The 12,703-nt window shown below is 35.6% G+C and carries 11 protein-coding genes and 2 pseudogenes; 10 read left to right on the top strand and 3 right to left on the bottom strand.

Annotation, left to right across the window (positions count from 1 at the left end):
* The first annotated feature begins 239 nt into the window (after positions 1 to 239).
* The 7 genes and pseudogenes from XJ32_RS08625 to XJ32_RS08600 all read left to right on the top strand — a co-directional run bounded on the left by XJ32_RS08625 (position 240) and on the right by XJ32_RS08600 (position 6,051).
* Positions 240 to 1,316 carry a methionine ABC transporter ATP-binding protein gene (locus XJ32_RS08625; protein WP_077389094.1) on the top strand — a complete coding sequence of 359 codons (1,077 nt, stop codon included), beginning with the start codon at positions 240 to 242 and terminating at the stop codon, positions 1,314 to 1,316.
* A gap of 165 nt (positions 1,317 to 1,481) precedes the next feature.
* Positions 1,482 to 2,168 (top strand): methionine ABC transporter permease, encoded by a 687-nt coding sequence (locus XJ32_RS08620; RefSeq protein WP_051053870.1) that lies wholly within the window; start codon positions 1,482 to 1,484, stop codon positions 2,166 to 2,168.
* A gap of 224 nt (positions 2,169 to 2,392) precedes the next feature.
* Positions 2,393 to 3,073: pseudogene (locus XJ32_RS13350) on the top strand (sodium:solute symporter family transporter); the annotation flags it as partial.
* 327 nt (positions 3,074 to 3,400) lie between these two features.
* Positions 3,401 to 4,201: pseudogene (locus tag XJ32_RS13345) on the top strand (sodium:solute symporter family transporter); the annotation flags it as partial.
* A 64-nt stretch (positions 4,202 to 4,265) separates the two neighbouring features.
* Positions 4,266 to 4,769 (top strand): hypothetical protein, encoded by a 504-nt coding sequence (locus tag XJ32_RS08610; RefSeq protein ID WP_005217231.1) that lies wholly within the window; start codon positions 4,266 to 4,268, stop codon positions 4,767 to 4,769.
* Positions 4,770 to 4,977: 208 nt separating this feature from the next.
* The gene (gene minD, locus XJ32_RS08605) at positions 4,978 to 5,799 is read left to right on the top strand and encodes a septum site-determining protein MinD (protein WP_004088580.1); all 822 of its coding nucleotides are present in this window, start codon (positions 4,978 to 4,980) and stop codon (positions 5,797 to 5,799) included.
* Positions 5,800 to 5,808: 9 nt separating this feature from the next.
* Positions 5,809 to 6,051, top strand: coding sequence for a cell division topological specificity factor MinE (locus XJ32_RS08600; protein ID WP_077389088.1), 243 nt, complete (start codon positions 5,809 to 5,811; stop codon positions 6,049 to 6,051).
* Positions 6,052 to 6,317: 266 nt separating this feature from the next.
* On the opposite strand, the gene murA is transcribed toward XJ32_RS08600, so the two are convergent.
* Positions 6,318 to 7,598, bottom strand: a complete 1,281-nt coding sequence (murA, locus tag XJ32_RS08595; RefSeq protein WP_077389086.1) for a UDP-N-acetylglucosamine 1-carboxyvinyltransferase — start codon at positions 7,596 to 7,598, stop codon at positions 6,318 to 6,320.
* Between the two features lie 229 nt (positions 7,599 to 7,827).
* Between murA and XJ32_RS13220 the strand changes: the two genes are divergently transcribed.
* From XJ32_RS13220 to XJ32_RS08585, 3 genes are all read left to right on the top strand, one after another.
* Positions 7,828 to 9,132, top strand: a complete 1,305-nt coding sequence (locus XJ32_RS13220; RefSeq protein ID WP_077389084.1) for a methyl-accepting chemotaxis protein — start codon at positions 7,828 to 7,830, stop codon at positions 9,130 to 9,132.
* 223 nt (positions 9,133 to 9,355) lie between these two features.
* Entirely contained in the window at positions 9,356 to 9,574 is a 219-nt protein-coding gene (locus XJ32_RS12955; RefSeq protein ID WP_004084927.1) for a glycosyltransferase, read from the top strand.
* A 49-nt stretch (positions 9,575 to 9,623) separates the two neighbouring features.
* Positions 9,624 to 10,421, top strand: a complete 798-nt coding sequence (locus XJ32_RS08585; protein WP_254422332.1) for a glycosyltransferase — start codon at positions 9,624 to 9,626, stop codon at positions 10,419 to 10,421.
* 120 nt (positions 10,422 to 10,541) lie between these two features.
* Here the strand turns inward: XJ32_RS08585 and XJ32_RS08580 are convergent, their stop codons facing one another.
* Positions 10,542 to 11,735 (bottom strand): 4-hydroxythreonine-4-phosphate dehydrogenase PdxA, encoded by a 1,194-nt coding sequence (locus XJ32_RS08580; protein ID WP_437339620.1) that lies wholly within the window; start codon positions 11,733 to 11,735, stop codon positions 10,542 to 10,544.
* A 390-nt stretch (positions 11,736 to 12,125) separates the two neighbouring features.
* A complete protein-coding gene (locus tag XJ32_RS08575; RefSeq protein WP_077389080.1) occupies positions 12,126 to 12,644 on the bottom strand; it encodes a hypothetical protein in 519 nt (172 codons plus the stop codon).
* Positions 12,645 to 12,703: the final 59 nt, after the last annotated feature.

Raw genomic sequence — 12,703 nt, 5'->3', positions numbered from 1 at the left:
CTACCATATCATAATAAATAACATATTGATGACAATTTTTATGTAGTTTTATTACACAACATATTGTAGTAAAGATTCCAAATTTCTACAAATTCTACTCATTATCATTTTTAATACCAAAATGAGTTTTAGCTAAAACGAGATAAAAATAATAATTACATATCGTATTTATAAAAATATGCTATCATTCCAGCTTTTATTTACCACTTTTATAAAGATTAGAGCGATTAAGGCACAAAGTGATTATACTAAAAGATATTACAAAGACTTATGCGAATGGATTCCAAGCGATTAAACCCTTAAATCTTCAAGTAAAAAAGGGGGATATTATGGGGATTATCGGCTATTCTGGTGCGGGGAAATCCACACTCGTGCGTCTTATAAATAAGCTAGAGACACCAAGCACAGGCGAAGTAATAATCGATGGGACAAATATCTTAACGCTAAAGGAATCTAGTCTGCAAAAAGCAAGGCAAAAGATAGGCATGATTTTTCAGCATTTTAATCTTTTAGATTCTAGAAATGTGTTTGGCAATGTAGCCTTTGCCTTAGAGATAGCGAAGTGGAAAAAGACTGATATTAGATCGCGTGTGAGTGAGCTTTTAGAGTTAGTGGGCTTAGAAGATAAAGCAGACTTTTATCCAAATCAGCTAAGTGGCGGACAAAAGCAAAGGATAGCGATAGCAAGAGCATTGGCAAATCACCCAAAGATTCTATTATGCGATGAGGCTACAAGCGCACTTGATACTAAAACTACACAATCCATTCTGCAACTTTTACAAGATATACAAAAAAAGCTTGGATTAACCATTGTTATGATTACGCACCAAATAGAAGTGGTGCGATCAATTTGTAATAGCATGTGTGTGATGAGTAATGGCGTGATTGTAGAAGAAGGGCAAGTCGAACAAATCTTTGCAAATCCAAAGCATGAAGTAACAAAAGAATTAATCTCTTTTCTCCCTGCATTATCACAAGAAGAAATCTTGCAAAAATCACATAAGAATGCGTATAAAATCTCATTTGTTGGCGAATATATCCACGAGCCTTTAATTGCTGAAATTATTAGAGAATTTAATGTAAATGTAAATATTTTAGCAGGTAATATTGAAGCACTTGCAACGGCTGAAGTGGGACATTTAATCGTTGATTTTGGTGATGACATACAAGCAAGAGAGAGAGCAATAGAGTATTTAAGAAGTAAAGATTTAATTATAGAATCTTTGCAGGATTTAGTTAAGAGTAAGGCTAAAGATATACAAGATTCTGTATTGCCACAAGATTCTATAATAAAAGATTCTAAAACAAAAGACTAATAAGGGATAAATATGGAAGAAGCACAACCATGGATTCTAAACTTTTTTCAACTACCACAAGCCTTAAGTGATGATGAAGTCAGCTCATCACTGCAGGTGCTTTGCTATCTGCTTTTTAGTGATGAAGACACTGCAGCAAGAGTATTTGATGTGATAGATTTACTTATGGAAGGCACATTTGAGACATTATATATGGTGTTTTTATCAAGCTTTTTTACAATCTTATTTGGGCTTCCTTTAGGTGTGATTCTTACTATTACCAAAAAAAACTCTCTTTTAAGTGCGCCAACTTTTAATAAGATTCTAGGCATGATAGTAAATACTATACGATCATTTCCTTTTATTGTGCTAATCGTTGCCTTGCTGCCTATCTCAAAAATGCTAATTGGGACTAGTATAGGACCTGATGCGGCTTCTTTTGCCTTATCTATTGCTGCTATACCATTTGTAGCGAGACTTTTTGAGGGGGCATTAGAGGAAGTCAATCATGGCATAATAGAGGCGACTTTAAGCATGGGAGCGAGTAAGCTAGAAGTAATCTTTATGATGATAGCAGAATCTCTTCCTTCACTCATTAATGCTGCTACAATCGCAATTATTGCTATTATCGGCTTTTCTGCTATGGCTGGTAGCGTTGGCGGTGGTGGTTTAGGCGACTTGGCTATTAAGTATGGCTTTTATGATTCTAGACTTGATGTGTTGTATTCCTGCGTGATTGTGCTAATTATCATGGTGCAATGTGTGCAAAGCATAGGCGATTATCTCTCACGCATTTTACGCACTCATCAATATGGAATCTTAACGCCTATCGTGCATTTTGTATATAGGATATGTGGTAGAACGCAAAAATAATGTATTGTATATAATTTTATTTGATTATGTAGATTTTGCAAATCACTCAAGGGCTTCATAAGAAAGATTGTGTTTATCTTTCACTTTAGATTCTTTATGTTGCTTAATAATGTTACTTATTGTATTTAATCCATTTTTTTCGAAGACAAATAGAAACAGATTTAACAACTTATACTATTATGAAATCTTAATGCTATGAAAATTAACTTTATATAGGAGATATTATGAATACACTTGAAGTGCAAAGTCTAGGCTTCCCTATTTTTGCTACTTTTGGCTTATATGCTGTGGTAATGATAGGTATTGGATTATATTTTTGGCGAAAGACAAAAAATCCTGAAGAATTTTTCCTTGGTGGAAGAAGCATGGGTCCAGCGGTGAGTGCCTTATCTGCTGGGGCGTCTGATATGAGTAGTTGGCTACTTATGGGTTTGCCCGGGGCATTGTATGTTGCAGGGCTTTTAAACGCATGGATTGCCATTGGGCTTAGCATTGGCATGTTTTTAAACTGGCTTTTTGTGGCAAAAAGACTTAGAATCTATACAGAAGTCATTGATAATTCAATCACTATCCCGGATTATTTTGAGACAAGATTCTCTGATGATAAGCATATTTTGCGACTTATTTCAGCGATTGTTATCCTTGTGTTTTTTGTGTTTTATATCTCATCTGGGCTTATTGCTGGGGCAAAACTTTTTGAGCAAACTTTCCATATTGATTATCAAATATCACTTATGATTGGTGCTGGAATTATCGTTATTTATACTTTTTTTGGTGGATATTTGGCGGTTTGCTGGACTGATCTTTTGCAAGGTGTGCTTATGATGTTAGCCTTAATTGTAGTGCCTATTGTTATGCTAAATCAAATCGGTGGCTTAAGCGAGGCAAAAAGCTATATACAAAAAAGTGATGAAGTCCATAATGAAAAAGTATTAAAGACACAACAATACCTTGATACCGATGTCAATACAATTTTAGATGAAATCAAACAAGCACAAAACAATAAAGATATTGATACTATCAAGCAGAATCTACCCATGCTTATAGAATCTTTAAATACTCTAAGTGAAATCAGCAATAACCCTAAAGACTTTAGCACACTTGCAAATGAAGCTAGTGAAATCAATGCAACTCTCTCAAATCCACCAAAAGATGTTGATAAAAAGATTCAATCCTTGCTTTCTAGCATAGATTCTGCTATTACTGCCTCTATGGAAGAAAAAGCACATTTTTCTTTCTTTCAAGGGGTTACGCTGCTTAGTGTAATATCTGCTATTGCTTGGGGGCTTGGCTATTTTGGACAACCACATATTATTGTGCGTTTCATGTCTATCCGCTCCACAAAGGACATTCCAACAGCGACTATCATAGGTATGTCATGGATGATTATAAGCCTTATTGGTGCGTGTTTTGTGGGTATGTTGGGCTTAGCTTATGCTACAAAGTTTGATATAAGCTTTAGCGATCCTGAAAAGATATTTATCATTATGTCCCAAACGCTTTTTAATCCATGGGTTACTGGAATCTTACTTTCTGCCTTGCTTGCTGCGATTATGAGCACAGCGAGTAGTCAGCTTTTAGTATCTGCTTCAACTGTGGCAGAAGATTTTTACAAAAAGATTCTAAAGACAGATGCGACACCAAAGCAGGTTATGTTTTTTAGTAGGGCAAGTGTTTTAGTCGTGTCATTTGTTGCGTTTTTCATCTCTACAAAGAAAGATTCTAGCATTCTTAGCATTGTAGCGTATGCTTGGGCTGGATTTGGTGCGAGTTTTGGTAGTGTTGTGCTATTTTCTCTATTTTGGCGGCGAATGACTAGAATGGGTGCTATTGCTGGTATGATAACTGGTGCGGTAGTCGTGGTATTGCATAATAACTTCTTTTACACATATTTTCCTATTTATGAGATTGTGCCGGGCTTTGTATGTGCGAGTATTGCTATCATTCTTGTGAGTTTAATGCAGCCTGTGAGACCGGGGACTAAAGAAGCATTTGATAAAATGATGGTAGAAATGAAAGCAGGGAATATTTAAGCTTAAGTATCGTTCTTAGCATATTTTTTGTATAATCTTAGGCTATTGCAAATAAAGGAAGTCAATGCAAAATAAAGATTTAAAACCCATGCTTGCAAAACATGCAAGAGAAATTATACAACTACTTATCAGTCAAAATATCCACTTTTCTGTGCAATGTAGTCGGCATAGAGTGCAGTTTGACCCGGAATTACCCGAAGAGATTTCAAGTCAGTTTCACCCTATTATAGATTTTATACTTGCAGGTTTTACCTTTGAAAGCATTGAAATATGGCAAGATGATATGTCATTTGAAGCAGGTTTTGGTAAAGATAACTTTCCAAGCCTTGTTGTTATCCCTTTTGCAAGTATTATACAGATTACTATCCCAGTAAATAATAGTGCTGTGCGTGATATATGCGTATTTATGAATGCGATGAATGTGCTAGAGTTAAATATCTTTGGGCAATCAAATGCAATGCAAGATTTTGATGAAACCAAAACACAAGAGATAAAATCAAACGAAGAAGACGCATTATTAGAAAGCTCTAGAAATGCTATCCTATCAAACCCAAATAATAGATTCTAAAACAATATAAAGAGATTAACCCAAATTATGTAGAATCTAGTCATTATACATTCCAAAAAGATTCTATAACACAAGCTATAAGCTAACATATTTTGAGCACTTGTCAAGTTACAATATTTTTCAAAGTTTCATAGTAATTTATATAAAGTCTTAAAAGTTTGGTTAGAATACATTTTTCAATAATACACAGCAAGACGAAAGGGCATAAATGGGAAACAAGCAAGGCATTGTTATCGCTATCACTTCAGGTAAAGGTGGTGTTGGCAAATCTACTGCTACTGCAAATATCGGTGTTGGTTTAAGTGAGAGTGGTAAAAAAGTCATTGCAGTAGATTTTGATATTGGCTTGCGGAATCTTGACATGATACTTGGACTTGAACGCCGCATTGTCTATGATGTGATCGATGTGATGGAGAATAAATGCAATCTTTCTCAAGCCATAGTCAATCACAAAAGGGCAAAAAATCTCTACTTTCTACCCGCAAGCCAAACAAAGGATAAAACAATACTTGATAAAGATAAGGTCAAAGAGTTGCTTGAGAAGCTGAAACTAGAGTTTGATTATATTTTGCTTGATAGCCCTGCAGGTATTGAGAGTGGTTTTGAACATACGATATTTTGGGCTGATAGGGCGATCATTGTGGTAACACCTGAAGTTAGCTCAGTAAGAGATAGCGATCGTGTTGTTGGAATCATAGATTCTAAAAGTGATAAGGCAAAGCAAGGCAGTGAGCTAGAAAAACATATTATTGTCAATCGTTTGCGACCAGAATTAGTCGCAAAACAAGACATGCTATCATGCGATGATGTTTTGCAGATCTTAGCCTTGCCTTTGATTGGTATCGTGCCAGAAGATGAAAAGGTGATTGGGGCTACAAATAGCGGTGAGCCAACTATTTTTTCAAAAACAGAGAGTGGTTTAGCCTATGAGAGAATCTCGCGTAGAATCTTAGGGGAAGAAGTGCCATTTGAAACCTTTAAGCAATCAAATGGTTTTATCAGTAATTTAAAGAAATTTTTTGGTTTTTAGGGGGCTATTATGTTATTTCTTTTTAGAAACAAAAGTGAAAGTAGTGGCACCGCCACACTTGCAAAAAATAGACTAAATAATGTGTTAATGAATGAAAGAGGTTTGCAGATTACCTATCTTGATAATCTCAAAAAAGATATTGCAAACCTCATGAAACAATATGCCAAAACACCACATATCGTAGTCAATGCAACAGCACATAGGGATAATACCCTTGATGTTAAAATTTATATTGGAAAGGACGAACAATAATCTTTATTAGTTTTTAGAGTTTTAGACCATAAAATTGGCATACAAGTGGTAATTGTAATAAAAACAAGATTCTAAAAATCAGAATGTTATAAATTTTCTATATTTTCAATAGAAGTTTAGACAATACATTTCCCTTATACTGCAGAATAACTCTTAGTCCCCAGTACACAATATTTAAAGTATTCTTTTTATAAGATGTAGGTTTAAAAGAAATGCCAAGGTAATATTACAACATAATAGCACTAACTCGATTGATTACTTTTTCGCTATTCTCTCAAGCGGCGTATTTTTGCACCAAGTCTATTCAGCTTTACTTCAAGTTGCTCATATCCTCTGTCTAAATGATAGATTCTATGCACTCTAGTGATACCTTTTGCTACAAGAGCGGCAAGCACAAGGGCAGATGAAGCACGCAAATCTGTTGCCATCACATCTGCACCTATGAGTTCGCTTTTCCCATTAATCTGTGCTACATTGCCATCGATAGCTATATTTGCACCTAGTCTTTGTAACTCATTCACATGCATAAAACGATTTTCAAATAAAGTTTCTTTAATAAAACTTGAGCCATTGCATTGTGTGCTTAAAGCCATAAATTGTGCCTGCATATCAGTTGGAAAGCCCGGATATTCTGTTGTTGTAATACGGAATGCTTTTAACGGGGTCTTGCATGGATATATCGTTATCGCTTTGTTTGTATCACTAGAGCAAAACTCTGTCTCAAAGCCTATTTCATGTAGCTTTAACACAATGCTTTCAATATGGTCTTCACATACATCATGTAGCGTAATCTGTGAGTTTGTAATCGCGCCAATACACAGATAAGTCCCCGCTTCAATCCTATCTGGTATCACTCTAGTTGGTTTTAAATCAAGTAATTCCCCGCCTGTTCCCTCAATAATAATCTCTGAAGTGCCAATGCCTTGTATCTGCAATCCACTCTCTTGCAATATTTGACATAACTGCACGACTTCTGGCTCTTTTGCCGCATTAATAATACGCGTTTTGCCTTTTGCAAGGGCGGCTGCCATGACTACATTGCTTGTGCCTGTAACGGTTATCCTATCAAACACTATGTCAGCACCTTTTAGCCCATCTTTTGCATGAGCGATGATATAGCCCCCTTGCACCTCTATATTTGCCCCAAGCTTTTGCATAGCTTTTATATGTAAATCAACGGGTCTAGCCCCTATCGCACAACCTCCGGGCAAACTCACCTCGCAATGCCCAAAACGCGTTAAAAGCGGTCCTAAAACGAGAATTGAAGCACGCATTTTACGCACAATATCATATACTGCCTTTGTGTCATTCACACTTGTAGTATCTATGATTCTATGTCCTTTGCCCTTTGTTGTAATATTTGCCCCAAGCATTGTAAGCAAACGCATAAAAGTATTAATATCAGCAACTTCAGGTAGATTATAAAACTCCATAGGCTGCCTAGAAAGCAGTGACAAAGCAAGTAGTGGCAATGCTGCATTTTTTGCACCAGAGATTCTCACACTCCCATGCAATGTATTCCCACCTTCAATTTCTAAATAATCCATAAAAAAGCCCTTTTGATTCCAATGTGTATGATAAAAGTCGCTATTGTAGCATATTTTATAGAATCTATAATACAAGTCTATTTGAAATCCAACTTGCAAAATAAAACAATCTCAAAGATAATATGATGAATGCTTAAGTAAAAAAATAAATATTTGTGTTGAAATTACACAAAACAATAAAATTGTGATAAAATGCGAGAATCTATTTTAATCTTTAAGGTAATTTTGTATGTTTTCATCTTCAAAAACATTGCGACAAGAGTTGCAAGCTAAGGAACAAGAGAATAAAACTTTGACACAAGAGGCTGAATTTTATCGTCAAGTAAGTGCATTTGCATTTGAAGAGGTTATTTTTGGTATCTCTCAAGGTGAAATCGTTTTTCGCAATACGAACGCAGAGTCCATAAAGGACACAAAATCTTTATTGACGCAATTGGCAAATAAAAATGCGGTTATAACGCTAGATGATGTGTCCTACATAGCAAAACATAAGAGAGTGCAGGATACAGATTTGTATTGTCTCAAAAAATGTTCGTTTAGAGATAAGGATTTAGGTGGGCTTGATATTACGCATTTACATCATGTTGCCCTAAAGGGTGGGCTTGGTGCAGCACAAGAATCCTTTGTTGCAATCTTTAATGACTTAGGACAGATTCTAAAAAGCTCAGAAGCAGCAGCAGATATTTCACAACAAGGGCTTGATATCACAAAAAAGTCTTTGTCTGACATTGGTGAGTTATGCGATAAAATGCAGCATGCACAGACCTTAGCACAATCTCTTAGCGGAAGAAGCAATGACATTACAAATGTTATTTCACTTATTGATGATATTGCAGAGCAGACTAACTTACTTGCATTAAATGCAGCAATTGAAGCAGCAAGGGCTGGAGAGCATGGCAGAGGCTTTGCAGTTGTTGCAGATGAAGTAAGAAAGCTTGCAGAGAAAACACAAAAAGCCACAAAAGATATTGCAATCGTTGTGAAAGCAATGCAGCAAGAAAGCGGCGATATACATGTGAATACCGAAGAGATTAATACGATTTCAGAATCTATGCGATGTAATGTTGATGATATAGTGGGTATGATGCAAGACCTATCATCTTCTTCTATTAGATCCAAATATATGCTTAGCATTATAAATAACCTTGTATTCTGCTCTCTTGCAAAATTAGACCATGTGATTTATAAGAATAATCTCTATTCATTCATACTTGGCACTTCTGATGAGTTTGGCATTACAGACCATAAGGGTTGTCGTCTCGGTAAATGGTATTATGAAGGTGATGGACATAAAAACTTTAGGGATACTCAAGGCTATAAAGACTTGGAAAAAGAACATGCGACTGTGCATTCTTACGCAAATGCGATTGCTGTGCCAATGAAAGAAAAACAAATGGTAAGTAAAGATTTTGTAGATAAAAATCTTAGCATATTTGAAGAAGGCACAAAAGGCGTTGTGCGTGAAATCGATAATATGCTTAATGAGAAAAATAGCGAGTTAAGAAATCTGTGTGGCTCAAATTGTAGTGAGTAAAATGAGTAAGTCTAAGATAAGCACTACTTCTCTATCTTTCGTTAGGTGTGGTGCGAATCTAGCATTGCTCTCAATATCAAGGCTATTTTAGGGTTGCGAAGTCTAGCGTAATTATTAGACTTTGTAGCCTTGAATGTATATGAAAATATAGCGAATTTAAAAATTAATTTTATCGGTATGACCAAACTATGACTAAATAAACCAAGCAAACAGGATTAAATATATGGTATTAGCAATAGTTATTCCTTGCTATAACGAAGAAGCGGTATTGCAAGAAACTCATAAAACTATATCTAAAAAGTTAGAGCAACTCATAGATTCTAGAAGTATTTCTAAAGACAGCTTTTGTGTGTTTGTAGATGATGGTAGCAAGGATAACACTTGGTCTATTTTGAAAGATTTAAGCAGTAAAAATACAACATTTACCCCCCCCCCCCACTGATATAGCTAAGATTGATATAGACAAACATAAAGCTACTTTAAATATCTCTTTGGATAATACAGCAGAATCTAATCTCACAGAATCTACAACAAACAATAAGGTTAAAATCATCTCTTTAAAACTCTCACGCAACTGCGGACATCAAAACGCCCTTTTAGCGGGGCTAGAATATGTGGCGGATAAATGCGATTGTGCTATCAGTATAGATTGTGATTTACAAGATGATATTAGCGTGATTGATGAGTTTGTAGCAAAGGCGAAAATGGGGGCTGAAGTCATTTTAGGTGTAAGAAAATCGCGGCAGAAAGATAGTTTTTTTAAAAAGCATACCGCACTTGGTTTTTATAGACTTATGGAGATTATGGGTGTAAAAATCACTTATAATCACGCTGATTATAGACTGCTCTCAAATAGGGCTATTCAGGCTCTGCTAAGATTTAGTGAAGTAAATCTATTTTTGCGTGGTATTGTGCCCTTACTTGGCTTTCAAACGGCGGTAGTAGAGTATGATAGGCTAGAGCGTTTTGCTGGAGAGTCAAAGTATCCTTTAGGCAAAATGCTATCTTTCGCGTGGAATGGCATAACAAGCTTTAGTGTCGTGCCTTTAAGGCTTGTGAGTGTGCTAGGCATTGTGTTTTTTATACTTTCCATCGCACTTGGTTGTTACGCTCTTTTTGTGAAGCTTTTTACCGATGGTGTGGTGTATGGCTGGGCTTCTACGATTATTCCCTTATGCTTTTTTAGCGGGATTCAGCTTTTAAGTCTTGGGATTATTGGCGAGTATGTCGGTAAAATTTATGCGGAATCTAAGCGGCGACCGAGATATTTTATTGAAGAAGTAGTTTAGTTTTGTCTTCCTTTGTATCGATAATTTAAGCGTATTATTGCACTATCACATACAATTTAGTCAAAGCATTACTCATTGTATTGTGCGATAAGTTTATTACATATTTTTTAATCCTAAGTTCTACACATTCGCTTGATGCAAGAATCTAAAACTTTCAAGATAGCTTTCCATGCTTATGTTATTATTTGATTGATAGGCTTTATCAAAGCATGTGCCATGATCTGGGCTTGTGCGTAATATGGGGAGATTTAAGCTTACATTAATGCTTCTATCAAAATAGAGTGCCTTAAGTGGGGCTAATCCGCTATCATGATACATTGCGATAAATATACTATATTTTTCTCTATTGTGCGGGATAAATGCAGAATCTGGGGCAATAGAGCCGATAAAGACTTCAGCACCAATCTCTTTATTTATAATTTCTATACATTCATTAATAATCATATCTTCATGTCCCAATACGCCATTATCACCTGCATGTGGATTAAGCCCTAAGACTGCTATTTTTAACTCTTTTTTGGGTTGCAATGAGTGATTATGCGGTGCAATCTCTTGTATAGAATCTTGTGTTTTTTCTATTATAGTTTTTTCAATATTTTTTTCATCATAAAGCAGTCGTTTAACTAAATTTGCATTAATCGCATTTTGCTTTAAAGTGTTTGAAGAGAGTTCTTGCAAGGATTCTAGCTGGATTTCTTTAGAATCTTGTGTGCCATGCTTGGTGTCATTTTTTGGTGTTTGTGTTGTTTGCAAAGGTGCAAAAAGCAAACTATACGCATGATAAAAATCCCTAAAAAATTGTAAAAGTTTCTCTTTTTGTATCAAGCTTGAAACCTTGCTTAAGGGGATATGATCGGTAAAAAGTGCGACAAACATTTCCTTGCAGCCAAGCATCATAATCGCTTCTTTTTGGAATCTATGTCGCAAATACTGCGTATGTCCAGCATACTCTATACCCGCTAGCTGCCACGCATATTTATGTATAGGCAGTGTAACTAGACTTGCCTCATGCTCTATGCTTAACTCTACTGCCTTCTCAAACGATTTAAAGCTATAAAGCCCGCTTTTAGCACAGACTTGCCCTGCCTTTATTATCTCATCATCAAAAATATCTTGCATATTAAGCGGGTGGATATACATATCTTTTGGAATCTGCAGGGCTAACTTTTTTGCCGCACACTCCAACACTTCAAAATCTATGCAATAAATAGGTTTGCAATACGCCGCAATTTCTGCATGATTGCGTAAAATAAGCTCCAGCCCAATGCCATTAATATCCCCAACTGATACATATACTAGCCTTTTTGATTCTATATCTTCATCTCGCTTTTGTGTATTTTTGGGATTTTTTGCTAAATCTTTTGCAGCGTTTATGTATGGATTTTTTGTGCTATGAATGAGTGCTTCTGTCTCTAATGAATGCAGGGTTTTTGATAGATTTATCGCTTTAGAATCTTTATCTTTCATTAAAGAGTCTTTTATGGGGTGTTTTTGTGCTGTGCTAGTTTCTAATCTTTTTATAGATTCTATTTTATTGATAGAATCTTGCTTTTTAGAATCTGTATTTTGCTGCAAAGATTCTAGACTTTCAAGCGTATTTAAAGACTGCAAAGTCTCGCTTATTTCATCGCTATTTGTGCTTAAGTCTAGGCTATCTGCATTTAATAAAGCGTTTAGATTCTGTTCTCTCATATTTATCTCTAGCTAGAAACAATACTGCTCAAAGCTTGATTTTAGAATAGTCTGCCCTTCTTGTTCTTCAAACTCTAAGAGTTCTTTACCGCAAAGATTATCATCTTCTATCCTTGTATTTGTGATGGATAGCTTTCTATCCCCACTCCAAATATACATAAGCACATAGCCCATACGATCTTCATTGCTATCTGCCCTATAAGCCTTATTCATCTTTGGCAATTCCTTATGCAATATACTAGACCCAAAGCTATCTTTTGGGTGTGCTGTGATATAGGCATTATACACACTCTCTATTGTTTGATTTGGGAAGATAAAAGTCTCATACTCCTCACCAGATTTGTAATGCTTTTTTAGAAAAGCCCTTTTTTGCTCCAATGTCTTTAGCTGCTGCGGATAGAGAATCTCAAATACTTTTGTGCGTGTAGCTTCTAAAGTCGTCAATTTATCACCACCAGACTCCGCAAAACTTGAAACAGCCAGCACGCAACATAGACTAAAACCACATGCAATTTTCTTAAAATACGACATAGACACACCTTTTTTTATTAAAATAAAGTCTTTATTATAACGAAAATAAAGCGTTTTTG

It is taken from the genome of Helicobacter bilis, assembly GCF_001999985.1.
GTDB lineage: Bacteria > Campylobacterota > Campylobacteria > Campylobacterales > Helicobacteraceae > Helicobacter_A > Helicobacter_A rappini.
The sequence above is the reverse complement of the archived record's forward strand: the minus strand, read 5'-3'. Positions and strand labels throughout refer to the sequence as shown.